Raw genomic sequence first — 25201 nt, 5'->3', positions numbered from 1 at the left:
CGCCGGCCCACAATGGACGACGGGTTATGAGGCATTTTAAAATTTAATGTATTTTCACGAACGTCGGTTTAACCTGAATAATTTCAAAAACCTGAAAAACCCGCCCGACCTCCGGCGACCTGCGGAAAAACCATCATGAGTGAACGACACTACTGGATAATAGCTGTTTCTGCGGTCTGCATTGCCGGAGTCCTGAGCTTCTTTTTTCTCGACCTGCCCGTCGCGATCTTTTTCAGGGATCTGAAGGATTCCGGATTCTCCCGGTTCTTCAGGTTCGTTACCCGCCAGGGCGAGTCGCAGTGGTATCTTGCAGCCGGGCTTGCAGCATTCATGCTGTTTCGAAGAAAAAAACCTTCTGCTGCCTCATCGGGACTGCTGCTTTTCTCTTCCGTGGCGTTTTCGGGTCTTACTGCCGATATTGTCAAGGTAGTTGCCGGTCGGGCCCGGCCGAAGCTTTACTTCAGGGAAACGCTCTACGGGTTCGACTTCCTGCAATTCGAGCATGCGTGGATTTCGTTTCCATCGGGCCATTCTGCGACGGTGTTCAGCGTAGCCGCGACGCTCGGCATACTTTATCCGCGATATCGCCCGATCTTTTTCCTGTGGGCCGCACTGATCGCTTTCAGCCGTATCGCAACGACCCAGCACTATATCAGCGACGTACTTGCCGGGTCGCTGCTCGGAGCGGCGTCGACGGCTTTCCTCTATCACCGTTATTTCAAAAAGCCTTGCCATGCGATTATCCCTTCCGCAATCCCGTGAGCTGACACCGGCGCTGGTACTGGCGCTGCTCGTCGGCATCAGCTTTTTTGCAGGACTCGGTTCGGGGCCGCTTTTCGACGTCGATGAAGGTGCTTTCAGCGAAGCTACCCGCGAGATGCTTGTGAGCGGCAACTACCTGACCACCTATCTGAACGGCTTGCCGCGATTCGACAAACCGATCCTTGTCTACTGGCTGCAGGCGCTCAGCGTAAAAACGTTCGGCATGAACGAATTCGCGTTCCGCTTCCCGTCGGCTGCGGCTTCCGGTGTCTGGGCCGGGGCAATCTACCTCTTTACCCGGCGGGAACCGGGCACCGGCACCGCCCTGCTCGCATCGGTCTTCATGGTACTCTCTCTGCAGATCACCATCATCGCCAAAGCGGCCATTGCCGACGGCCTGCTGAACTGCTGCCTTGCCGTCACCATGTTTGCGGTTTACAGACATTTCGAAACAGGTTCTGCCGCTTCCCGATATCTGGCATTTGCCGCTGCCGGACTTGGCGTGCTTACGAAAGGACCGGTGGCCGTCGTGATTCCCGGCGCGGTTTCCCTGCTCTTTTTCCTGCAGCAGGGGATGCTGAGGCAATGGCTGAAAACCGTGCTGAACCTGCCGGCGATTCTGCTTTTCCTTGCCATCGTTATGCCCTGGTACACACTCGAATACCTCGACAAGGGCATGGCTTTCATCGAAGGATTCATCTTCAAACATAACGTGAACCGGTTCAGTTCGTCGCTTGAAGGACACTCGGGCTCGATACTGTACTACGTACCGGTCGTGCTTGCCGGACTCATGCCCTTTACCGGCATGTTTTTTACCGCGTTGCTGAACCTGAAAAAGCTGCTCGATGAACCGCTTAACCGCTACCTTGGCATCTGGTTCGTGTTCGTCTTCGTCTTTTTCTCGCTCTCGGGCACCAAGCTGCCGCACTACATGATTTACGGCTACACGCCGCTGTTCATCCTGATGGCCAGAGCGTCGCAATACGCCAGACATATTCGCCTGCATGCGCTCTGGCCTGCGACGTTTCTGCTTCTCTTCGCCGCGCTGCCGCTCCTGATTCCCGTGATCGCGCCGACAATCGACGATCTCTACATACAGGCGGTGCTGCGGAGCGCAACAGAGCTGACCGGGATAAACCACATGCTGCTGCTTGCCTCGGCTGCGCTCGCAACGGCTGCCGTGACGTTCGTTCCCGGCCTCTCCACCGCCCTGCGCGCGGCTTTGACCGGAATCATCTTCTGTCTTTGCGTTAATTTCCATCTCATGCCGGTTGCCGCCCGACTGCTGCAGGAACCTGTTCGCGATGCTGCTCTGCTCTCGAAAGCGAGAGGATACAAAGTTGTGATGTGGAAGGTCTACTACCCCTCTTTTTTGCTATATTCCCAATCTTTCGCTGAAAGACGCGCGCCGCTGCCGGGAGAGATCGTGCTGACCACGGTAAAATATCTTGAACGGCTCGACAATCCCGACATTCTTTTCAGCAGGCATGGCATCGTCCTTTTGAAAAACAACGACCTGAAACCCCGTCGATGAAACTCTCAGTGGTCATCCCGCTCATGAACGAAGCGGAGAACATCCGTCCGCTTTTTGAAGCGCTCGACGCGGCACTCGGAACCATCGATCACGAAATCATTCTCGTAGACGACGGCTCGACCGACGGGACGGCAGCAGCCATACAGGAAGCTGCGCCCCCGAACGCCCGACTCGTGATACTTAACAAGAACTACGGACAGACGACGGCAATGGCTGCCGGCATCGACCATGCCATGGGCGAATTGATCGCAACGATGGACGGCGACCTGCAGAACGACCCCGGCGATATTCCCATGATGATCCGACACCTTGAGGCGCACGGACTCGATGTCGTGGCAGGACGAAGGGCATCGAGAAAAGACGGCATGGTGCTCCGCAAAATTCCCAGCGCTCTTGCAAATGCCATGATCCGCAACCTCACCGACGTGCATATCCGCGATTACGGCTGCACGCTGAAGGTGTTCAGAAAGGATGTCGCCAAGAATCTCGGCCTTTACGGCGAACTGCACCGGTTCATTCCTGTGCTGGTTCAGCTCTACGGAGCAAGAATGGAGGAGGTCGATGTCCGCCACCATCCAAGGAAATACGGACGTTCGAAGTACGGCCTAGGCAGAACCTTCAAGGTACTGAGCGACCTGCTCTTCATGGTGTTCTTCCAGAAATGGGGCCAGAAACCCATGCATCTGTTCGGCACGCTCGGTTTCTTTTCGTTTTTTCTCGGAATTGCCGTCAACCTCTATCTGCTGGCGCTGAAACTGCTTGGGGAGGAGATCGGCGGACGTCCGCTGCTCTCGCTGGGCGTGATACTCACCTTCATCGGCATCCAGCTCATCACTACAGGCTTTGTGGCCGAATTCATCATGCGAACCTACTACGAATCGCAGAACAAGAAACCTTACATTATCCGGAAAATCGTTGGCAAACCGTAAGCAACAGCTCTCGAAGCTTCTGAAAACCCTGGTGCAGCTCGTCATCACCGTGCTGGCGCTCTATCTTGTATTGACGAAAATCGACCTGACGAAACTCTTCGGGATCATCCGCAATGCAAACCCCTGGTACCTCCTGCTCTCGTTTCTGTTCTTCAACATCTCGAAAATCGTCAACGCCCTCAGGTTGAACCGGTTTTTCAGGGATATCGGCATCGAGCTTTCGACGATGTACAACATGAAGCTCTACTACCTCGGTATGTTCTACAACCTCTTTCTGCCGGGGGGCGTCGGAGGGGACGGCTACAAGATCTACATCCTGCAGAAGAACCACGGCATCAGGATGATCAATGTATTCAATGCCGTGTTCTGGGACCGACTATGCGGCATCATAGCGCTTGCCGTCCTCTCACTCGCATTGCTCCTGCCGAGCACCTTCGCGCAGAAGCTGCCGCAGTTCATCCCTCACGCATGGGCGATTATGGTATCGCTCTATCCGCTTTCGTTCCTGCTCAACAAACTCTTCTACAAGCAGTTCCTCCGAAGCTTCGCCATTACCGCATGGGAGTCGATGCTGATTCAGGTTACCCAGGTCATCTCCGCATTTTTCATCCTCAAGGCTATCTCTCCGGCATACCACGCCATCGACTACCTGGCTATTTTCCTGATCTCCTCCATAGCAACCGTACTGCCGATCACTGTCGGAGGCGCCGGGGCCAGGGAGGTGACCTTTTATTTTCTGCTCGAATACCTCTCGCTCGATACCAGCACGGGCGTGGCGCTTTCGCTGATCTTTTTCGGCATCTCGGCAATTTCGGCCCTGGCCGGCATCCTTGGCCGTACACGCCATGAAACAAGCGCCGGAAGCCTGCCGCAATCGCCCTGATTCGCTCAGCCGGATGGTGATGTCGTCGAGGAGAGCCAGGCAAGGTAGCCCGAGAGACCCCCGGTTATGGGAATCCTTATGATCTCGGGAACGTCGTAAGGATGGTACTCGCTGATATATGATTCGAGCGCGCCGTATCGGGCGAAAGTGGTTTTGATGAGAAGCAGCATTTCAGCCTCCCGCTGCACTTCGCCTTCCCAGAGAAAATAGCTGCGGACGGCAGTCATCTGGACGCAGGCGGCGAGATGGTTGCCAAGAATGCCTTCGGCAAGTTCCTCGGCTTCCTCCCTGCCGGAAATGGTGGTGATCGCCATGCAATATTCTTCGTTCATCGGCTTGCCTGTTTCGATGCTGCGATTCGTTACTGTAATTCAACAAGCTGTTTCGTGAACCGCTGGAAAGGGTGCGCCCCGTCACTGCGGAGCACTACGGTATCTTCGATGCGTACGCCGAACCGCCCTGGCAGATAGATGCCCGGTTCGACGGTAAAAACCATGTTTTCCTCCAGTATGCGGTCGTTTTTGGAACTGATGCGCGGCTCCTCGTGCACGTCGATGCCGACGCCGTGGCCCAGACTGTGTCCGAAAGCCTCACCGTAACCCTGGCCGGCAATGAACGAACGTACCGCGCTGTCGAGTTCCGAGGCTTTCATCCCGCACCTCGCGCTGGCGAGACCGATCTGCTGTGCATCCCGGACGATCCGGTAAACCTCCCTTGCCTCGTCGGAAACCCTGCCGAGCGAAACCGTCCGCGTCTGATCGGAAGCGTACCCTTCAACAACGCAACCCATATCAATGACGATCAGCTCACCAACGCGAAAATGCGCTGCAGATGGTTTTGCGTGCGGCATGGCGGCTCTCGGTCCGGAAGCGACGATCGGATCGAAAGAGTCCTTCTCAGCGCCGAGCTTTCTGTGCTGGTACGATATTTCCGCAGCAATATCGAGTTCGGTGGCCTCAGGCCTGATCATGGGCAGAACCATATCGAGCACCTGTTCGCTGATTGCGGCAGCCCTCTGCAGGTGCGTCAGCTCGATGACGTTCTTGAGCATCCGAAGGTCGTCGAAAAAGGACTCAACAGGAACCGCCATGGAAATTCCCTGAAGCTTGTCGCACAACCGGCGGGCTTCGTTCCATGTCATACTGTCGGACTGTATACCGACAGCGCTGCCGAGAGGGTAAGTGCCGGAAACCAGTTCAGCGGCAAAACCGTCCTGCGTTATGACGGTTTCGGCAACCCGAACCTCAACAGCTGCCTGCTCGCGATAGCGGAAATCGGTAAAAAGAATACACTGGCCAGTGCCGATGAGCAACCGTCCGCTCGAACCGCTGAACCCGGTCAGCCACCGGATAACGGAGAGATCCGAAACGATCAGGGCATCGAGCCGGCGACGGGCCATGCCGTCACGAACATGTACGAGAGCCTCCGTACGAAGGAAATCATGTAATGCGAGATCCATACCGGCGCCTGAGTGCGTTAAAAATACCCGTAAGAAAAGCATGAGCGCTTGCAATGCGCCATATTCTTGTTATAATTTACATTTATTGCTTTTTTGATTCTCTCTCCGCCAACCATTTTTTTCATGGCTCACAAGAATTTTCTTCATAAGCTGCTCTCCGGCGAACATTTCACGCAGGAGGAGATGACGCAGTGCATGAACGCCATCATGAACGGCGTTTTTCCCGATACGGTGGTTGCCGCCCTGCTTGCCCTGCTGCAGCGTAAAGGCATTACCTCGCCTGAGCTGACGGGAGCCTACTTCAGTCTTATCGCAAAAGCGAACATCATCGACCTGCACGAGAATGCCGTCGATACATGCGGTACAGGCGGCGATCATGCCGGAACATTCAATATTTCCACGATCGGCTCCATTATCGCCAACAGCGTCGGCGTCCCGGTCGCCAAGCATGGAAACCGTTCGGTCACGAGCAGTTGCGGCAGCGCCGACGTGCTGGAGGAACTCGGTTTCGCCATAGACCTTCCTGCAGAAGCAACCGGCGAACTGTTCACGCATACCGGTTTTGCCTTTCTGTTCGCACCGATCTATCATCCCTCGATGAAGCGGGTCGCCCAGGTACGCAGGGACCTCGGTATCAGAACGATATTCAACATGCTCGGCCCCCTCGTCAATCCGGCCCGCTCCAGGCGTCAACTTGTCGGGGTCTTCAGCAGCGAGCTGATGGAGCTCTATACGGAAGTGCTGCTTCAGACAGGCGCCCAGCATGCCATGATCGTCCACTCCATGACTGAGGAAGGCATCGCACTTGACGAACCAAGCCTCAACGGCCCGACATACATCGTTGAAATCCAGAACGGCTATGTCTGCCGCCATACGGTACAACCAGAAGATTTCGGCCTCGACAGACATCCGCTTTCGGCTATACAGGGCGGCGACCGCAAAAAAAACGCGGCGATCATCCGTTCGATCCTCGACGGAAGCGCATCGCCGGCGCAGGTGGATGCGGCACTTTACACTGCGGCGATGGCATGTTACGTTTCCGGAAAAGCAAATTGCATCGATGACGGAATGGACATGTCGAGAGAAACGCTGGAAAGCGGCGCGACCGCCAGAAAATTCGACCGGATTCTCGAGCTGAATGCCGGGCTTTCCGCGCGCTGCAGTAAGGCAGTCAACTAAGCCCTTATATTTTTACCAAAAAACTTGTATTATTGTTGCTTTCACCGCGGCAGCCGAAGTGCGTTTTTAATTGTCGATCATGAACGGAAACAACATCCTGCGTCCGGATATTCAAGAAAGCATCAGCGATAAACTGCGCATGTCGGGCGTGAGCGCTTCCAGGCAGAAAGCCATTCAGCAGGCCCTGGAAAACGTGAACAAGCCGGGGTTCAGAATAGAGCCTTCGGCAATTCTGCCGCTCATGAAACCGGTCACATGGTTCCCTCCGATGTGGGCCTTCGCCTGCGGCGTGGTTTCGACCGGCGAGGATATCCTGTCGAACTGGTCTATCCTGCTGCGCGGGGTAATTCTTGCAGGTCCGCTCATGTGCGCGATGTCGCAGACCATGAACGACTACTTCGACCGGGAGGTCGATGCCATCAACGAACCCGACCGCCCGATACCTGCAGGAAAGATATCGAAATCTGCAAGCTGGCTCATCACTTTCGGCCTCATCATCACCGGATTTCTGGTAGCCCTGTCGATTCACCCCTATGTGGTAGCCATCGCTTTCGTGGGAGTACTGATGTCCCATGCATACTCCGGGCCGCCTGTCCGGGCAAAACGCAACGGCTGGTTCGGCAATCTGATTGTGGGGCTCGCCTATGAGGGCGTTGCGTGGCTGACGGGAAGTTTTGCCATCACCCAGGGGATACCTTCCGGGGAAACCATCGCTCTTGCCCTCATTTTCTCGCTTGGCGCCCATGGCATCATGACGCTCAACGATTTCAAATCGGTAGTCGGCGACAACATCCGCAAAGTTGCCTCCATTCCGGTGCAGCTCGGTGAAAAGAAAGCCGCCGTTCTCGCTTCGGTTATCATGGATCTCGCCCAGATTGCCGCAATAGCCATCCTCGTGGCAAAAGGTTCATGGATAAGCACCGGAATCGCATCGGCGCTGCTTGTGGCGCAACTGCCCATGCAGAAGATACTGATTGCCAATCCACGAGAGAAGGCCGTCTGGTACAATGCCTTCGGCACCCTGCTCTATGTTCTCTCAATGATGGTATGTGCCGTCGGCATCCGTCCCTGAAGGAACGGGCACTGTTAGAAAACAAGAGATTTCAGGTTTTCAAAACTATTGTTATATTCCGTTTCGTTTTTTTAACACCAATAGATTGTGCATCATGTCCAAAGTCTGCATCCTGACCGGTAAAAGACCAAAATACGGCAATAATGTTTCGCATGCCAATAACCACACCCGAACCCGTTTCGAGCCGAACCTGCATACGAAGAGAATCTGGATTGAAGAGGAAAAACGCTGGGTCAAGGTGAAGCTTTCCGCAAAAGCCATGAAGATCATCTCCAGAACCGGCACCGCCGAACTCGCCGCTCTCCTGAAATAACCGTTCTTCCTCTCGGAAGCGGGACAAGGGGTTTTTCACAGGCTCGATCCGTAACAGGATTGAGCCTTTTTTACATCTATGAAAAAAAGAATAACCATTTACACCGACGGAGCCTGCAGTGGCAATCCGGGAGAAGGCGGCTGGGCCGCTCTCTTGATGTACGGCGACCGGTGCCGCGAACTTTCGGGTTACGAGCCGGCAACCACCAACAACCGCATGGAGCTGACCGGGGCCATTGAAGGCCTCGAAGCACTCAAAGAACCCTGCATCGTCGATCTCTACAGCGATTCGGCCTATCTGGTCAATGCCATGAACCAGGGGTGGCTGAAACGGTGGACGACCAATAACTGGACGACCGCAGCCAAAAAGAGCGTCGAAAATATCGATCTCTGGAAAAAAATCCTGAAGATGGTTACATTGCACGAAGTTACCTTTCACAAAGTCAAAGGCCACAGCGACAACAGGTTCAATAACCGATGCGACGAACTGGCCCGCCTGGCGATTAAAAACAAATCCTGATACCCGGAAATTCATGCAGAAAACCATGCAAGGCGATCCCGGACATGACACACCTCCCGGCCCGGCATCTCCGGCAAAACGCTCCCTGAAAAAAGGCCCGGGACTGCTCATATCGATCAGCCTCATCAGCATGGTCTTCTTTATCGGCATCGTAATCTGGGTGAACTGGGAAAAACCCCGCATGCAGCCCGAAACGCTCAGTGCGGAACTGAAAAGCCTCATAGATCGGGTGCCCGGCAAATCGGACGCCCTGATCTACATCGGCATGAAAGAGATCCGGAACAGCGCGTTCTGGCAGGAAATCATGCCCGACTCCATGAAACAGGCTCCGATAATCAGCATGGGCAAAACGCTTGACAGCCTCAGCAGGAGCAGGAAAATCGTCATGTCGGAAGATATTGACACGCTTTTCATCAGTTTCCGGCAGAGCGGTTTCAAACAGAACGATTTCATTGGAGTCGTTTCAGGCAGGTTAACCGCAAAACTCCCCGAGGCCTTTCTTAAAGCCGGAAGCATTGAAACCATATCGGCAGGCAACAGAATCCTGTACCGCATCGATGAGCATTTCTGGCTTTCCCCCTTTGGACCGGAACGGATTGCAGTAGCGAGCAGCGGAGAGATGCTCGCAGGGTTTCTGGAACCGTCAGGAAGCTTTTTAGAGCGGGATTCGCTCTCGACGGCGCTGATCGGCAAGGCGGTCTACAAATCGCAGCTCTGGTTCGCCCTTCCTTCGGCTGAATGGACAGGCGGCGCGCTCAGGAGCCTGACATCGGCCAACAGCGACATGAACACCGTGGGCAACCTGAGCCGCATCCGGCACCTTATCCTTTCGGCCAGGTTTGACGAAGGCATCGAGGCGCAGTCCGAATGGGTCTACAAAACGCGGAGAGCCGCATTTTTTGCTTCGACCTTTCTCTGGGGAGCCGTAAAACTGAGCGGCCTGTCGGAGTCGAGAACCACTCCCCAGACCAGAGAGCTGCTCGACAGGGTAGATATCCGGCAGAATCTCGAATCGGTCATCATCACTGCCGACCTGCCGGAACAGATATTCAGGAAAACAGCGAGTCAGCCATAGGGTTCCGGACTGCCGGGTACAATGGCTGCCTTCACCCTCGGGTTTGCAGGAAATGAAGCTGGCCGCCGCGCCACTCGACGACAAGCTTCCTGCTGACAACGATCCTTCGTCCGGGCTGCGTCCCGAGAAGCCTGACCAGCCGCTGCAGCATCGCAGCATCCGTAGCTTCGCCGTATTCCTGCAGCGCCCTCTTGAAAAGCTCCTTCTGCTCGAACACGCTCAATTTCTGCAGTTCCCTTGCATCAAGCCTTCCCTCTCGAAGAGAAAGGCCGGGAGATGCATCGCACAAACGATCGAAATGCCCTTCGAGAAACTCTTCGAGTTCCCCGGCCTGCTCTGAAAGCCTTTGCAGAGAAGGCAGCAATTTATGGCGAAACCGCTCCTCGACGAGAGGGATCACCCTGTTACGGATAAAATTCCGGTCGTAATCGGTTTCGAAATTGCTCGCATCGCTGCGATAAGCAATCCTCTTTTCATGGAGATAAGCGAGAATATCGGTTTTGCGGAAAAGCAGCAGCGGCCGGATAACCCTGCCGTTCATCGCCCGGATACCCTTGAGACCGAGAAGCGACGTGCCGCGGAACAGATTGAACAGCATGGTTTCGGCATTGTCGCTCACATGGTGTCCGGTTGCGATTTTCGTCATCCCATGCTCCGCAAGCAACTGCGCGAACCAGTCGTATCGCAGCTTTCGTGCACATTCTTCGATCGAGAGCTTCAACTGTACTGAAAGATCGGCCGTATCGAATCCTGTATGAAAACACTCGATACCCATTTCGTCGCACCGGTTGACGACAAATTGTTCGTCGCAGTCGCTCTCCCGGCCGCGGAGGCGGAAATTGCAATGAGCCACGCTGAGACGGCAGGAAACAACCGGTGCGACGGCGCGCAACAGATGCAGCAGCGCCATGGAATCAGGGCCGCCCGATACCGCAACGAGCACATGATCGCCGTCGGTGACAAGCCGATGTTCGCGAAGCTGCTGAAGAAATTGCTTTTCAAGAGGAATCACCGGCGTCGATGGATTTTCATGGTTGGCAATAGCATGACTAAAATGTATTTTTTTCCTCGTTATTACTATAAGGACATCTGTGATTATTGCCGCCAGAGGCTGGATTACAAAGCGGGACAACGCAGCAGATCGGGATCGGGTTTCGCAGACAATAACTACAGGTGCCCATAACTGCTTATCGATCGACATGCTTACTCGCTGGGGATATCCGACCATAGTGAAAACCTTTCTTGCAGCGCTGCTCGTTTCACTGCCGACAGGCCTTTTTGCGACTTCCTTTCTGCCCGGAGCGCTGCTGTTCTCATTTCTGCTGCTCTTGTTCAGCTGTTATTTTTTCCGCGATCCCGAGCGACATCCGCCTCCGGAGTCCGGAACAATAATCGCACCGGCAGACGGCAGGGTTCTGCTTGTACAACCGGCTGAGAACGATTTCACCGGCCCGTCATCAACGCTCGTAAGCATATTCATGTCGCCCTTCGATGTGCATGTCAACAGGATACCGCTTGACGGCACAATCACGCACCTGCATTATCATCCGGGAACGTTCATGATGGCATTCGACCATCGCAGTCTCGAGAGCAATGAAAAAATGGAGATCGGCATAACCAGCGGGAAAACCAAACTGCTTTTCAGTCAGGTTTCGGGCTTCCTTGCCAGAAGGATCGTCTGCGAACTTCGTGAAGGTGACACGGTCAGACAGGGGCATCGATTCGGCATGATCAGGTTCGGTTCGCGTGTAGATATGGTGCTTCCTGCACATGCGACGGTAACCGTCCGGTCGGGAGAGCGGACAAGGGCCGGAGAGACCGTTATAGCCCGGTACTGATGAACAGGGCCCATAGAGCATCCCTGCTGTTTATGTCCGTCTGAAGAACGGCGCCGCGACCAGCAGCGTTTAGAGCCGAAAATGTTTGGTTTAGGCTATCGTATTGATTATATAAGTAGCAAGGAATATACTTTCAACACCACAATCTCACGGGAGAAGTCACCATGTTCGGATTAGGCGGTCAGGAACTCATCCTTATTCTCTTGATCATTTTGCTTCTGTTCGGAGCAAAGAAACTCCCCGAACTTGCCAAAGGACTTGGAAGAGGCATGAAAGAATTCAAAAAAGCCCAGACTGAAATCGAAGACGAATTCAACAAGGCAATCGACGATACACCGAAAAAAAGCCCGGAGAATTCCAGCAGCTCAAAATCCTGACCGCATACCTGCTTTTTGTCAGGAAAGCCCCGAACAAGGGCTTTCCTTTTGTACTCGTTCCTTCTGTTTCAGCGTTATCTTGCCTGCAGTCATACAAACCGCCGCCAAAGACATCCGGTCTATGCTCAGCAGCCTGTACATCAGAAATCTTGCCCTGATACGGGAGCTTACCGTTTCTTTCACCAGAGGACTGACCATCGTCACCGGTGAAACCGGTGCCGGCAAATCGATGCTGATCGGCGCATTGAACCTCGTGCTTGGCGACCGGGCGAGCAGCGATCTCGTCCGTTCGGGCGAAAACAAGGCGGTCATCGAAGCCGTCATCTCGGGACCTCTGCCGAAACAGCTCGATCATCTTCTTGACGAGGCCGGGATCGAACGATTTACGGAAACGCTCCTTCGCAGGGAACTCTCCGCTTCCGGACAATCCCGCTGCTTCATCAACGATACTCCCTGCACGGCCGGAGTGCTCAAACAGGCAGGGGAACTGCTCATCGACCTGCACGGCCAGCACGACCATCAGCTGCTGCTCAATGCGGCATCGCATGAGGGCATGCTTGACGCCTATGCCGGAACCGCTGCTGAAACGCTGGCCTACAGGGAAATCCTGGACAGTCTCTCGAAGCTCTGTCGTGAAAGAAACCTGCTTGCCGAACGCGCACGCGAAGCACGCGAGAAAAAGGAGATGAAAGAGTTCCAGTACAACGAGCTTCACTCCCTCGAATTGAAGATGGGAGAAGAGGAGGAACTGCAGAGGGAATGCTCCCTGCTCGAAAATGCAGAAACGCTGCACAACCTGGGTTCCGAACTGGGAGGCATCCTTTACGAAGCCGAGCATTCGGCTTATGCGTCCCTGGCAGCAGCGCGCCACATTCTTGAAAAACTCGCGGCTATCGACAGCCGTTTCGATAGCCGTCTCGAAGAGACCCGATCGGCTGAAAGCATGGTCGAAGATCTCTACCGTTTCGTGAACCGCTATACCGACTCCATCGAATTTCAGAACGACCGGCTCGATACGCTCAGAAGCCGCCAGCATCAGCTCCAGCGGGCACAAAAAAAATACGGCAGAACTATAACCGGGCTGATTGCTCTCCGCGATGAACTGGCAGCAGAGCTTCTCCTCGAAGAGACGATTGCCGAAGAATCGGCACGGATCGAATCCGCGATCGAACTGCAGCAGGAACGGCTTTCGGCTGCCGCTGCAGTACTGTCGGAAAAACGCCGAAAAGCCGCACTTAAGCTCGATCTGATCCTGCAGCGGGAGCTTACCCGACTCGGCATTGCGGGCGCAAGGTTCCGGACATCTTTTACAGCCCGGGAAGACTTGCAGGGAGACATAACTCTTGGAGAGACCCGCTTCCGGGCATTGGCGAACGGGCATGAAAAAACCGAGTTCCTCTTCTCGGCCAACGCAGGTGAAGCGCTCAAGCCGTTAGCCAAAGCGGCATCCGGAGGGGAGATTTCCCGCGTGATGCTTGCGCTGAAAAGCGCGCTGGCAGAATCTGCGTCCCTTCCGATCCTCGTATTCGACGAAATCGACACAGGCATCAGCGGCTCGACAGCCATGGCTGTCGCTTCGAGCCTGAAAAAGCTCTCGCGCCTGCACCAGATCATCGCCATTACCCATCTCCCCCAGATCGCAGCCATGGCCGATCTCCATCTCCGGGTCACAAAAGCCGCCGATGAGGGAAGAACCTCGGCCGAAGTCGCCCCTCTCGATGAAGAAGCGCACATCAGGGCCGTAGCCACCCTGATCAGCGGGGAAAATATTTCTGAATCATCGCTGAAACTCGCAACCGAACTGACCGAAAGAGCAAAATCAGTTTAGAAAAGCGGGAAGTTTGCCTTATTATGCATTCCATACACGATCACAGCTATTAACAAGGTTTTTATCAGAATGTCCACACGACTCATTTCAGGCTCCGCCGTCGCCCTCGTCACTCCTTTCAGGCAGGACAGGTCCCTGGATACCGATGCATTGAAGAGACTGGTGCGGTTTCACAGAGAAGCCGGAACCGATATCGTCATTCCCTGCGGCACGACCGGCGAATCGCCGACACTATCCGAAGAGGAACAGGTAACCATAATACGCATCGTCAGGGAAGAGGCCGGCGATAGCCTGATGGTTGCTGCCGGTGCCGGAACGAACGCCACCGAGCATGCCGTCCGGCTTGCCATGAACGCCGAGAAAGCCGGAGCTTCTGCCATCCTGTCGGTGGCACCATACTATAACAAGCCTTCCCAGGAGGGGTATTTCCAGCATTACCGGTGCATTGCCGAAGCAGTCTCAATACCGGTCATCATCTACAATGTTCCCGGCAGGACAGGAAGCAATGTCACTGCATCGACCATTCTCAGGCTCGCGCGTCATTTCGGCAACATAGCTGCCGTCAAGGAGGCTTCGGACAACATGGCCCAGATAGCCGAGTTGATCGAGGAGAGACCGGCCCACTTTTCGGTGCTGACCGGAGAGGACATGCTGATTCTGCCATTCATGGCCATGGGAGGAGATGGCGTGATTTCTGTCGCTGCAAACCAGGTGCCTGCAGCTGTCAAACAGCTTGTCGATGCTGTACGAAACGGCAATCTCGATGAAGCGCGCGCCGTCAACAGCCGCTACCGCCGGCTTTTCAGACTGAATTTCATCGAAAGCAATCCCGTACCGGTCAAGTATGCCCTTGCGGAAATGGGAATGATCGAGGAATGCTATCGCCTGCCTCTGGTACCGCTTGCCGACGAGAACAAGCGCATCCTTCGCGAAGAACTGCAGAGTCTCGGGCTGGTCTGACAAGCCCTCATCCGCCGCATCTGCAGAAACAAATCCGGATAAAAACAGAAAGGGCTGCCCGTTGAAGGCAGCCCTTTCTGTTTTTATCCGGATGTTCCTGATGCCGGGTCAATGAGGCTTCCGTTCAGAGCTCCCCGAGAAGCGCAACGAACTGATCGAGTTCCGCTCTTGTACGTTTTTCGGTGACTGACACGAGTAGACCGCTTTCGCCGACAGCCGAAAGGTCATAACCGGCGAAAATCCCCTTGTCGAGCATTGCACCGACCACTTCCGAAGCGGGAAGCGGCGTCTCTACAACGAATTCGCGGAAGAAAGGCGCTGTGAACTTCAGCGCATAACCCGGAAGAGCTGCAATCCTGTCGGCAAGATAATGCGCCTTTACGGTACACTGGCCGGCAACTTCGCGAATTCCCTGTTTGCCGAGCAGAGAGAGATATACTGCGGCCTGAAGTGCGCAGAGTGCCTGGTTGGTGCATATATTCGAAGTGGCTTTTTCACGCCGTATATGCTGTTCGCGAGTCTGCAGCGTCAGGATGAACCCGTCGTTGCCGTCACGATCACTGGTCATGCCGACAAGTCGGCCGGGAATCTTGCGGACATGTGCCTGACGAACAGTGAAGATGCCAAGATAGGGACCTCCGAAATTCTGGCGGCTGCCGAGCGGCTGCCCTTCACCGACAGCGATATCGGCGCCGTAGTTACCCGGAGCTTCGAGCATACCGAGAGTAACCGGATCGGCAGAGACGATGAAAAGTGCCCCGCACTCGCGTGCAGCAGCACCTGCATTTTCGACATCTTCGAGACATCCATAGAAATTAGGCTGCTGGACAACGACGGCAGCCGTGCGTTCGCCGACGAGCGAACGGAGTCCATCGACGCTTCCCGTGCCGTTATCGAGTGAGTTCTGTACTATAGCTCCGTGGCCCGATGCCTCGAGGTAGGTTTTCAGAACGCTCTCCGTACAGGGATTCAGCCTGCCTGCAATCACAACCTGTTCCCGTCCGGTAATGTTCATGGCCATCAGCACGGCTTCGGCAAGAGCGGTGGCACCGTCGTACATCGAAGCGTTCGCAACATCCATGCCGTAAAGACGGCACATCATACTCTGATATTCATAAATCGCCTGCAGTGTACCCTGAGAAACTTCTGCCTGATAAGGAGTATAGGCGGTGTAGAATTCGCTGCGCGAAACAATGCTTTTTATGGCGGAAGGAATGAAATGGTCATAAGCTCCTCCGCCGAGAAAACTCACATACCCTGCGGTGCTGCGGTTGGCAGAAGCGAGCCCTTCGAGCAATTTCATGACCTCCGGCTCGCTGAGAGCAGGAAAGAGATCGAGCGCTTTCTTCAGGCGGATCTCCTCCGGAATATCGGTAATCAGGTCATCAAACGATGCCGCACCGATACTCCGGAGCATCTCCTCACGTTCGCTGTCGGTATTGACGATAAATGGCATGGATTCAGATAGCTGCGATAAGGTTGAAATGTTTTACTCTCCGGTCAGCTCGCGGTATGCCGCGGCATCGAGAAGATCCGCGACGGCTGAAGGATCGTCAACCTTCATCTTCACCAGCCATCCTTCCCCGTAGGGATCCTGGTTGACGATTTCGGCGGCATCAAGTGCGCCGTTTGCCTCGATGATCTCGCCGGCAACGGGAGCAAACAGATCGGCGACGGTTTTTACCGCTTCGACCGTTCCGAATATCTCATGGGGTTTCAGTTTGGTTCCGGCAGGTTTCACCTCGACAAAAACGATATCGCCGAGTTCCGACTGGGCAAAGCCGGTAATGCCGACCAGTGCCGAACTGCCATCTTCGAGCAGTTTGATCCATTCGTGGTCTTTGGTGTAGCGAAGATCTTCAGGAATGCTCATGGGAATAATTGCTTGTTAGGTATTTGTCTTGCATCGTTGAAATGAACAGTGAGCATAAAGGTAATATTTTTTTCAGAGAGCTGAAACATACCGACCGCTTTAGGGCGGCAGAACATCCGCCCCGTTCAGGACAACCTCTGACGCATCGCTTCGTAAAGAAGAATGCCCGCAGTGACGCTGACGTTGAGGGATTCCACACATCCGGCAACGGGTATGCGTACAGTACTGTCGCAGTGCTTCATTGCCTCCGGCGAAAGACCGCTGCCTTCGGCGCCCAGCACAAGCACGGTCGGACCTTTAAGATCGGTCTCGGTATAGTTCAGCTCGGCATCCATATCTGCGGCATAAACACGAAAATGCCTCTCCCGCAGATATTCCAGCGTTCGCACGAGGCTTTTCACCTTGCAGAGTCTCATATGTGAAAGTGCTCCTGCTGATGCTTTATGCACCGCCGCATTGACCGGCGCGCCGCGCCCCTCGATCAGCACGACCGCATCCGCCGCGGCAGCTTCCGCGGTGCGGATGATGGCCCCGACATTGTGCGGATCCTCGAGCCCCTGCAGCACCACGAGCAGCGGAAAGGTATTGCGCGGAGCGGAAAGAATATCGTCGAGCGAATAGAACGAGACGGTACTGATGAGAGCGCAGACTCCCTGATGCTTCGTTGTACCGGCGATCTGGTTGAGTTTGTCGAGGCGGGCCTTGCCGGTAACCAGCTTCAGCCGGCGTGCGGTGATCACGATCTCCTTGAGCTTTGGATGGGCGGTATTGAACTGAAAATAGATTTTCTCGACGCTTTCAGGCTTTTTCTGAATAAGCTCGAGCACCGCATTGCGGCCGTAAACGACATGTTCCGATTGTTCTGTCTGCATTTGTTATTCTGATTCCAGCGGGTTACCATGCACGAAACCTGCGTATGCAGGCTGCCGGACTCCGCTCTGTCCTGAAAAAAGTCTCTGCCGGTTCGATCCCGGAATGTAATTAAATTACCTTACATTAATTTTTTTTGTATCTTTACTGTTTATTTCATTTAGCACTTTCTGCCTCGGATATTACTTTTTCGGATGTCGCTTTTTCACATCCGCTGAAGTTATTATTCCGTGATATGTGCGTTTCAATCAGTCGCTGTTTTTCATTTATCAAATAAAACCAGTAATAACTGCAAATATGAGCCGGATATTCAAGACAATGGAGGGAAATGAAGCTTTGGCTTATATTTCCTACCGCACCAGTGAAGTCATATCAATTTACCCGATCACGCCGGCCTCTCCCATGGGAGAATACTCCGATGCATGGGCAGCCGAGGGACAAACAAATATCTGGGGCACTATTCCCAAGGTAGACGAAATGCAGAGCGAAGCCGGTGCGGCGGCAGCCGTTCACGGAGCATTGCAGACCGGAGCGCTCACCACGACATTTACGGCGGCACAGGGGCTTCTGCTGATGATTCCGAACATGTACAAGATCGCAGGCGAACTGTCGCCATGCGTGATTCATGTATCGGCCCGATCTCTTGCCGCACAGGCTCTCTCCATTTTCGGCGACCATGGCGATGTGATGTCGGTGCGCGGCACAGGCTTCGCCCTGCTTGCGTCGAGCTCCGTTCAGGAAGTCATGGACATGGCGCTGATCACGGCCGCAGCGACTCTTGAATCGAGAGTGCCGATCCTGCACTTCTTCGACGGTTTCAGAACATCGCACGAAATATCGAAAATCGAGGTTATCCCGGACGAGGTCATCAGGGCCATGATGAGCGACGAACTGGTCATAGCTCACCGGAACCGCCGGATGAGCCCGGATGCGCCGATCATCCGCGGAACCTCGCAGAATCCGGACATCTACTTCCAGGGGCGCGAAACCGTCAACAAATACTATCTCGCGTTTCCCGGCATTGTCGAAAAGCTTATGGGGCAATTCGGAGAACTGACAGGACGCCACTACAAGCCCTATCAGTACTACGGAGCGCCTGACGCCGAACGGGTCGTCATTCTTATGGGATCCGGAGTGGAAACCGTAAGGGAAACGGTCGAGTACCTCAACCGCAGCGGCGAGAAAGTCGGCGTCATCAATGCCCGCCTCTTCCGTCCTTTCGATATAGCTATGTTTGTCAACTCGCTGCCAGCTTCGGTTAAATCCGTTTCAGTTCTCGACCGCGTCAAGGAACCGGGAAGCGCCGGCGAACCGCTCTACCTCGACGTCATAAACGCCCTGCACGAAGGGCTTCAGAAAGGCCTGATCAAAGCGATGCCTGCAATTACTGGCGGCCGTTACGGGCTTTCGTCGAAAGAGTTCACACCCGCGATGGTCAAAGGCATCTTCGACAACATGGCATCGGAATCTCCGAAAAATCATTTCACGGTCGGAATCAACGAGGACGTCACCGGTTCGAGCCTCAATTACGACCGTTCGTTCTCAATCGAGCCCGACAGCGTCTTCCGTGCTATTTTCTATGGCCTCGGCTCGGACGGAACGGTCGGCGCCAACAAGAACTCCATCAAGATCATCGGCGAAAACACGCCGAATTATGCGCAGGGATATTTCGTCTACGACTCCAAGAAAGCGGGTTCAATCACCACATCGCATCTGCGTTTCGGACCGGAGCAGATCCACTCCACCTATCTTGTCAGCGATGCCCACTTCATCGGCTGCCATCACTGGATATTCCTTGAGATGATCGATCTGGTCAGAAATCTCAAACAGGGCGGAACCCTGTTGCTGAATTCGCACTATTCTGCTGAAGAACTCTGGGAAAAACTGCCGAGAATCGTTCAGGAACACCTGATCGGCAAACAGGCGAAGCTTTACACTATCGACGCGTACAAGGTGGCCCAGGCCAGCGGCATGGGTCAGCGCATCAACACCATCATGCAGGCGTGTTTCTTTGCCATTTCAGGCGTCCTGCCCGGCGATGAAGCGGTCGAAAAAATCAAGGACGCCATTCGCGAAACCTATGGAAAAAAAGGCGACGATGTGGTCAACCAGAATATCAAGGCCGTAGAGGACACGCTCGCCAACCTGCATCAGGTAACGATCGGATCCGTTGCCAAAAGCAAGAAGGAACTTCGTCCGCCGATTGTCGGCGAGGCTCCGGAATTCGTCTGCAACGTCCTTGCAAGAATCATTGCCGGCGAAGGCGACGACATTCCCGTAAGCGAACTGCCGGCCGACGGCACCTATCCGGTGGGCACCGCGAAATTCGAAAAACGCAACCTCGCCGAAATGATACCGGCATGGGAGCCCGATCTCTGCATCCAGTGCGGCAAATGCTCCATGGTATGCCCCCATGCGGCGATCCGCGCAAAAGTCTATGCGCCCGAATACCTCGGCAACGCTCCGCGCACTTTCAAGTGCATCGATGCCAAAGGCGCGAACTGGTCGGGAATGAAATTCACCATCCAGGTCGCTCCGGAAGACTGCACCGGCTGCGAAATCTGTGCGCATGTCTGCCCCGCACGCGATAAAGGCAATCCGGATCGGAAAGCGCTGAACATGCACATGCAGGCACCGCTGCGCGAAACCGAAAGAGACAACTGGAACTACTTCCTCCATATTCCCGAGTTCGACCGGAACAAAATCAATGTCCGGCTGATCAAGGAGCAGCAGCTGCAGCAGCCGCTCTTCGAATTCTCCGGAGCATGCTCGGGATGCGGCGAAACTCCGTACGTAAAAATGATGACCCAGCTCTTCGGCGACCGCCTCGTCATCGGCAATGCTACCGGATGCTCGTCCATCTACGGCGGCAACCTGCCGACAACGCCCTACACCACCAATGCTGACGGTCGCGGGCCGACATGGTCGAACTCGCTCTTCGAAGATACCGCAGAGTTCGCTCTCGGTTTCAGGATTTCAATCGACAAGCAGCGCGAATATGCGCGCGAACTGGTACTGAAGCTTGCCTCGGAAACCGGTGAAACGCTCGCACAGGAGATACTCGATGCGAAAGAGGCCTCCGAGCCTGAAATATTCGAACAGCGCCAGCGCGTATCCATACTCAAAGAGAAACTCCGCAATATCGATTCCGCGGATGCGAAAAACCTGCTTTCGGTAGCCGACATGCTTGTCAGGAAAAGCGTCTGGGGCGTCGGTGGCGATGGCTGGGCTTACGACATCGGATACGGCGGCGTCGACCACGTGACGGCCGGAGACAAGAACGTCAATCTGCTGGTGCTCGATACGGAGGTCTACTCCAATACCGGCGGACAGGCATCGAAAGCAACACCGAAAGCTGCAGTGGCAAAGTTTGCCGCGGGAGGCCGGACTATGACCAAAAAGGATCTCGGTCTTATCTCCATGAGCTACGGCAACGCCTACGTGGCCAGCGTAGCGTTCGGTGCGCGCGACGAACAGACGCTGAAAGCGTTTCTCGAAGCCGAAGCCTATGACGGCCCATCGATCATCATCGCATACTCGCACTGCATCGCTCACGGCATCAACATGGCTACCGGACTTGACAACCAGAAGGCGGCAGTGGATTCAGGCCACTGGATTCTCTACCGCTACAATCCGGATCGACTGAAAGAGGGTAAAAATCCGCTCGTTCTCGACTCGAAAAAGCCGAAAATCCCGGTAGCGCAGTTCCTGAACATGGAAAACAGGTTCAGGATGCTCAAGAAAAGCCATCCCGAGATCGCCGAGCAGTATTATGCCGCGATCCAGAAGGAAGTGGACGCACGCTGGGCGCACTACGAATATCTGGCGGCCAGATCGTTCGATGAGCTGAAAGCATGAAATAAGGGTACTTAAAGCCCTGTGATTCCGAAAGGAAAAGGGAACGGCAATGACAACAGGGCCGTTCCCTTTTTTTTATGTTCTTCTTATCCTGCGGGCTTTATCATCTCTCTCAGCTTTCCGGCTTTATCCTGCATGCCGAGTTTTTCATAAACATCGATGAGATGCCCGATGATCTCGACTTCATGAGGAGCCAGCGATGCCGCTTTTTCGAGGTGTACAAGCGCTTCCTGCCAGGCACCGAGCCTGAACAGCACCCATCCGAGCGTATCGAGATAAACCGGATTGTCGGGTTCTTCGGCAACGGCTTTCGTTGCAAGCGTTTTTGCGGTTTCAAGGTCACGACCTTCGATAGCGAGCATATAGGCCAGGTTGTTCATTGCAAGCGTGTTGCCTGGCTCGAGAAAAAGGATCCGACGGTACATGTCGATGCTCTTTTCAGTCTGGCCAAGCTTGTCGTAAGACATGGCAAGCGTCGATGCTGCCTGGAGATAAAGCCATCGCTCCTTTTCGGGTTGCTTTAGTCGCAGGGCTTTTTCAAGATGTGTTACGGCGATTTCCGTCCTGCCGGTCTGAAACGCCGCAAATCCTTCGAGCACCAGCAGCCGCATCTGGCTTGCCGATGCGTTGCTTTTAGCCGAAACGACGGCACGCATGGCTTCGGCGTAATTATTCTCTGCAAGCAGGGCAGAAACCAGTTCCTCCCACGCCTCGATACTCGATGGATCCTTTCGAAGCACCGCCCTGAATTCCTTTTTCGCATCCGCCGACTTTTTCTCACGCAGAAGCAAACGTCCCCTCATCAGCATTGTCGAAGGTTCACCGGGATGCCTCCGTTCTATTTCCGCAATCATGATGCGCAAAGGGTTCTGATAGGTGCTGTCCTTCGATGAACGGACATAAAACAGCTCGGCAAGACTCATCTTCTGCTCGAACTTCATACCTATGGTATCATAAAACGCTGTAAGATCGCCCAGAAAGGTCTCCTTCGCACCCGACTGTACGGAAATCTCGAGCAGTGCCAGCCATGCCGGAACGAACCGGGGATTCGCGGCAATAATCTCGCGGTAGGTTTTAACGGCCCGCTCTGTCTGACCCGTCTGCATATAAAGCTCTCCGAGAGTGAGTTTCAGACGCTCTTTTTCCTCTCCTTCCTCAATCAGGGCGGAAAGGGTTTCAATAGCGTCGTGATAGTGTCTGAGCTTGATTTCGAGCAGCAGCACCTGGGCCCGGGTCTGTTCGTCGGCGGGATCGAGTGAAAGCATCCGCTGGAATATCTCCAGCGCCTTTTCGGCATCGCCCGAAGCGATATATTCAAGAGCAAGCAGCGTAAGAAATTCCGTGTTTGCGGGTTGAAGCGCAACAAGTCTGCTGAAGGCCGAAACGGCTCCGGAATAATCTTTTATATGATGCGCGATTGCTGCCTGCATCCTCAGATAGTGCCGGTTATCGGGCTGGTTCATCACGGCCTGGTCGGCGTGATGCCTTGCGGAATCGACGACGCCAAGATCGAAAAAAGCCCTGGCTGCAGCATGATGAACCGCAGCCCGTGATGATGGGTCGGATGGGCGAATGGTGCGATAACCCTCAATCGCCCCCCAGTAATCGCCTTTTTCGGCAGAAAGAAGCGCTTTGACGAAACGGTTCCTGGCCTGTTCGGAAAGCGAATCGCGCGGCATGGCTGCCGGAGCGGTATCCTTATCGGATAACGGAAGTGAACTGCAGGATATAAGAAAACATCCCGAAAGGCACAGCAGGAACGTCGCAAGCAGACCGACGAGGCCACCTGCGTTTATTTTACTTCGTTCCGTTAAAGCAGCTGGTTTCCTGTCAGGATGGATTTTCGAAAAGCGGGCCTTCGCCGGAACTTCCTTCGCCTCGCGAGAACCTGAGATGCGCGCGGCGCGTGGCGACGCGTCCCCGCGGAGTTCGGGCAATATATCCCGCCTGGATAAGATAGGGTTCATAAACCTCCTCGATAGTGTCCTGCTCCTCCCCGACCGATACAGCCAGCGATGCTGCTCCCACGGGGCCGCCGTTGAACTTGTTGACAAGGGTATCCATGATCCTCTTGTCCATATCGTCTAGACCTTCTTCGTCGATTTCGAGACGTTCGAGCGTCGTCATTGCAAGGCTGCGGGTAATAAGCGGAGCATCTGCGACCTGGGCGAAATCGCGCGCGCGTCTGAGGAGACGGTTCGCAATCCTTGGAGTGCCGCGCGAACGTCCGGCAATTTCAGCCGAGGCCTCTTTTTCGATTCCAATACCAAGTATGCCGGAAGCTCTTACGATGATCCGCTCAAGCAGTTCGGGCGAGTAATAGTCGAAACGGCTGTTGATACCGAAACGGGCCCTTAAGGGAGAGGTCAGAAGGCCCGATCGGGTTGTCGCTCCGACAAGAGTGAACGGTTCTATGCGCAACTGTACCGCTCTGGCAGAAGGACCGCTGTCAAGCATGATATCGATACGGAAATCCTCCATAGCCGAGTAGAGATATTCTTCGACGGCTGCGGGCATGCGATGAATCTCGTCGATAAAAAGCACATCGCCTCTCTGCAATCCTGTCAGAAGCCCGGCAAGGTTCCCGGCCTTGTCGAGCAGGGGGCCTGATGTAGCCTTGATACTGCCGCCCATTTCGGCGGCAATGATATGGGCAAGTGTGGTTTTACCAAGCCCGGGAGGGCCTGAGAGCAGGACATGATCAAGCGATTCGCCTCTTTTTTTCGCTGCGGATATGAATACTTTCAGGTTTTCTGTCAGACGCTGCTGACCGGCGAAATCATCCATTCTCAGCGGGCGGATCTGTTCCTCGAATCTGGTCTCGACCGCATCTGCCGGAGTGTTCAGGAGTTCGATTCTCACAGCAGGCCTGCCTTACTCATTTTCATTGTCGTGCCGTTCACAGCCGTATCCTCGGATCGGCAACCGCATAAAGCACATCGGCAACCAGGTTCCCGAGTACGATCAGCGTACCGGAAATGAAGGTATTGGCGATGATGAGCGGATAGTCCCTTGCAAAAATCGCCTCTACCGTCACCCGGCCCATTCCGGGAAAGGCGAAGATCACCTCGATGAAAAGCGCTCCGCTGAAAATGAAGGGAAGAGAACTGCCCATGAGCGTGATCACCGGCAGAAGCGCGTTACGAAGAGCATGACGGAAAATAACCACCTTCTCCGGCAAACCCTTTGCCCTTGCAGTACGGATATAGTCCTGACGGACCACTTCGAGCATGCTCCCCCTGACATAGCGGGCTATGCCGGCTGCGCCGTTTATGCTCAGCACCGTGACAGGCAGCGCGAGATGCCATATCCGATCGATGAAAAATCCCGGAAGGCCGAAACTTTCAGCGCCGATTTCGTTGAGACCCGATGCAGGAAACCATTGCAGCTTGAGAGCGAAAACGATGATCATCATGAGCGCGAACCAGAACTCCGGCATCGAGTAAAAAAACAGGGCCGTAACCGTCAGAAAACGGTCAGTGAAGGTGTTCTGGCGCACGGCGGAAATGATGCCGATGATAATGCCGAAAGTGAAATTCGCAACGAGCGTCAGTGCGGCGATAGTCACTGTTATAGGCAATGCCGTCGCAATCACCTCGAATACCGGCTGCTGGGCTCTGCTGAAACTCCGTCCGAAATCTCCCTGAAGAACGTTGCCAAGCCATTTGACATACTGCACAGGCAGCGGATCGTTCAGCCCGTACTGCTCCCTGATCTGCTCGGCGACATTGGGACTTATGCCCGGCTGAATGAAAAATGCCGCCGGATCGCCAGGCGCCAGCCGGATAATGAAAAAAGTCAGGGTAAGCACACCGAAAATCAGCGGCACCGAAAGCAGGAGTCTTTTTAAAATATAAATCAGCATACGGATC

At 54.5% G+C, this 25201-nt stretch carries 23 protein-coding genes; 14 read left to right on the top strand and 9 right to left on the bottom strand.

Annotated elements, in window-relative coordinates; translation table 11 throughout:
• Positions 1-135: 135 nt before the first annotated feature.
• Genes K4305_RS08045 through K4305_RS08030 form a run of 4 tightly spaced genes read left to right on the top strand, consistent with a single transcriptional unit; the run spans position 136 to position 4108 of the window.
• A complete protein-coding gene (locus K4305_RS08045; RefSeq protein ID WP_331561900.1) occupies positions 136-762 on the top strand; it encodes a phosphatase PAP2 family protein in 627 nt (208 codons plus the stop codon).
• Complete coding sequence (locus tag K4305_RS08040; protein ID WP_331561899.1) at positions 734-2296, top strand: ArnT family glycosyltransferase; 1563 nt, start codon at positions 734-736, stop codon at positions 2294-2296. The genes K4305_RS08045 and K4305_RS08040 overlap by 29 nt, the downstream gene beginning before the upstream one ends.
• Entirely contained in the window at positions 2293-3225 is a 933-nt protein-coding gene (locus tag K4305_RS08035) for a glycosyltransferase family 2 protein (protein ID WP_331561898.1), read from the top strand. Before K4305_RS08040 ends, K4305_RS08035 begins: the two co-directional genes overlap by 4 nt.
• Positions 3212-4108 carry a lysylphosphatidylglycerol synthase transmembrane domain-containing protein gene (locus K4305_RS08030; protein ID WP_331561897.1) on the top strand — a complete coding sequence of 299 codons (897 nt, stop codon included), beginning with the start codon at positions 3212-3214 and terminating at the stop codon, positions 4106-4108. The genes K4305_RS08035 and K4305_RS08030 overlap by 14 nt, the downstream gene beginning before the upstream one ends.
• 5 nt (positions 4109-4113) lie before the next feature.
• Here the strand turns inward: K4305_RS08030 and cutA are convergent, their stop codons facing one another.
• Together cutA and K4305_RS08020 are read right to left on the bottom strand one after the other, a co-directional pair.
• A complete protein-coding gene (gene cutA / locus K4305_RS08025) occupies positions 4114-4440 on the bottom strand; it encodes a divalent-cation tolerance protein CutA (RefSeq protein WP_331561896.1) in 327 nt (108 codons plus the stop codon).
• A gap of 29 nt (positions 4441-4469) precedes the next feature.
• Positions 4470-5567, bottom strand: coding sequence for a M24 family metallopeptidase (locus K4305_RS08020; RefSeq protein ID WP_331561895.1), 1098 nt, complete (start codon positions 5565-5567; stop codon positions 4470-4472).
• A 123-nt stretch (positions 5568-5690) separates the two neighbouring features.
• Here K4305_RS08020 and trpD point away from each other — a divergent pair, with 123 nt between their 5' ends.
• The 5 genes from trpD (at position 5691) to K4305_RS07995 (ending at position 9725) form a co-directional block, all read left to right on the top strand.
• A complete protein-coding gene (gene trpD, locus K4305_RS08015) occupies positions 5691-6746 on the top strand; it encodes an anthranilate phosphoribosyltransferase (protein WP_331561894.1) in 1056 nt (351 codons plus the stop codon).
• A gap of 79 nt (positions 6747-6825) precedes the next feature.
• Positions 6826-7818, top strand: a complete 993-nt coding sequence (chlG, locus tag K4305_RS08010) for a chlorophyll synthase ChlG (protein ID WP_331561893.1) — start codon at positions 6826-6828, stop codon at positions 7816-7818.
• A gap of 94 nt (positions 7819-7912) precedes the next feature.
• A complete protein-coding gene (rpmB, locus tag K4305_RS08005; RefSeq protein ID WP_331561892.1) occupies positions 7913-8131 on the top strand; it encodes a 50S ribosomal protein L28 in 219 nt (72 codons plus the stop codon).
• 78 nt (positions 8132-8209) lie between these two features.
• On the top strand, positions 8210-8650 hold the full coding sequence (gene rnhA, locus K4305_RS08000) for a ribonuclease HI (protein WP_331561891.1): 441 nt from the start codon (positions 8210-8212) through the stop codon (positions 8648-8650).
• A 13-nt stretch (positions 8651-8663) separates the two neighbouring features.
• Positions 8664-9725, top strand: coding sequence for a hypothetical protein (locus tag K4305_RS07995; RefSeq protein WP_331561890.1), 1062 nt, complete (start codon positions 8664-8666; stop codon positions 9723-9725).
• A gap of 31 nt (positions 9726-9756) precedes the next feature.
• On the opposite strand, the gene tilS is transcribed toward K4305_RS07995, so the two are convergent.
• The gene (gene tilS / locus K4305_RS07990) at positions 9757-10737 is read right to left on the bottom strand and encodes a tRNA lysidine(34) synthetase TilS (protein ID WP_331561889.1); all 981 of its coding nucleotides are present in this window, start codon (positions 10735-10737) and stop codon (positions 9757-9759) included.
• Positions 10738-10924: 187 nt separating this feature from the next.
• On the opposite strand from tilS, the gene K4305_RS07985 reads away from it, so the two are divergent.
• From K4305_RS07985 to dapA, 4 genes are all read left to right on the top strand, one after another.
• Positions 10925-11563, top strand: a complete 639-nt coding sequence (locus tag K4305_RS07985) for a phosphatidylserine decarboxylase (protein ID WP_331561888.1) — start codon at positions 10925-10927, stop codon at positions 11561-11563.
• Positions 11564-11727: 164 nt separating this feature from the next.
• Positions 11728-11940 (top strand): Sec-independent protein translocase subunit TatA/TatB, encoded by a 213-nt coding sequence (locus tag K4305_RS07980; protein ID WP_331561887.1) that lies wholly within the window; start codon positions 11728-11730, stop codon positions 11938-11940.
• 121 nt (positions 11941-12061) lie between these two features.
• On the top strand, positions 12062-13768 hold the full coding sequence (gene recN, locus K4305_RS07975; protein WP_331561886.1) for a DNA repair protein RecN: 1707 nt from the start codon (positions 12062-12064) through the stop codon (positions 13766-13768).
• A gap of 69 nt (positions 13769-13837) precedes the next feature.
• Positions 13838-14728: a 4-hydroxy-tetrahydrodipicolinate synthase gene (gene dapA, locus K4305_RS07970; RefSeq protein ID WP_331561885.1), complete on the top strand. Its 891-nt coding sequence runs from the start codon at positions 13838-13840 to the stop codon at positions 14726-14728.
• A 124-nt stretch (positions 14729-14852) separates the two neighbouring features.
• On the opposite strand, the gene gcvPA is transcribed toward dapA, so the two are convergent.
• The 3 genes from gcvPA to rlmB form a co-directional block, all read right to left on the bottom strand.
• Positions 14853-16184 carry an aminomethyl-transferring glycine dehydrogenase subunit GcvPA gene (gene gcvPA / locus K4305_RS07965; RefSeq protein ID WP_331561884.1) on the bottom strand — a complete coding sequence of 444 codons (1332 nt, stop codon included), beginning with the start codon at positions 16182-16184 and terminating at the stop codon, positions 14853-14855.
• A gap of 33 nt (positions 16185-16217) precedes the next feature.
• Positions 16218-16601, bottom strand: coding sequence for a glycine cleavage system protein GcvH (gene gcvH / locus K4305_RS07960; RefSeq protein WP_331561883.1), 384 nt, complete (start codon positions 16599-16601; stop codon positions 16218-16220).
• Positions 16602-16726: 125 nt separating this feature from the next.
• Positions 16727-17473: a 23S rRNA (guanosine(2251)-2'-O)-methyltransferase RlmB gene (gene rlmB / locus K4305_RS07955; RefSeq protein WP_331561882.1), complete on the bottom strand. Its 747-nt coding sequence runs from the start codon at positions 17471-17473 to the stop codon at positions 16727-16729.
• A gap of 295 nt (positions 17474-17768) precedes the next feature.
• Here rlmB and nifJ point away from each other — a divergent pair, with 295 nt between their 5' ends.
• Positions 17769-21329, top strand: coding sequence for a pyruvate:ferredoxin (flavodoxin) oxidoreductase (nifJ, locus tag K4305_RS07950; RefSeq protein ID WP_331561881.1), 3561 nt, complete (start codon positions 17769-17771; stop codon positions 21327-21329).
• 86 nt (positions 21330-21415) lie between these two features.
• Here nifJ and K4305_RS07945 read toward each other — a convergent pair whose 3' ends face one another.
• The 3 genes from K4305_RS07945 to K4305_RS07935 form a co-directional block, all read right to left on the bottom strand.
• The gene (locus K4305_RS07945; protein ID WP_331561880.1) at positions 21416-23008 is read right to left on the bottom strand and encodes a tetratricopeptide repeat protein; all 1593 of its coding nucleotides are present in this window, start codon (positions 23006-23008) and stop codon (positions 21416-21418) included.
• 151 nt (positions 23009-23159) lie between these two features.
• Positions 23160-24191, bottom strand: coding sequence for a Holliday junction branch migration DNA helicase RuvB (gene ruvB / locus K4305_RS07940; RefSeq protein ID WP_331561879.1), 1032 nt, complete (start codon positions 24189-24191; stop codon positions 23160-23162).
• A gap of 37 nt (positions 24192-24228) precedes the next feature.
• Positions 24229-25194, bottom strand: coding sequence for an ABC transporter permease (locus K4305_RS07935; RefSeq protein WP_331561878.1), 966 nt, complete (start codon positions 25192-25194; stop codon positions 24229-24231).
• Positions 25195-25201: the final 7 nt, after the last annotated feature.

Source organism: Chlorobium sp. (assembly GCF_036528655.1).
In the GTDB taxonomy this organism is placed as follows: Bacteria; Bacteroidota; Chlorobiia; order Chlorobiales; family Chlorobiaceae; genus Chlorobium.
Note: the sequence above shows the minus strand (reverse complement) of the source record. Positions and strands in the feature narration are given on the sequence as shown.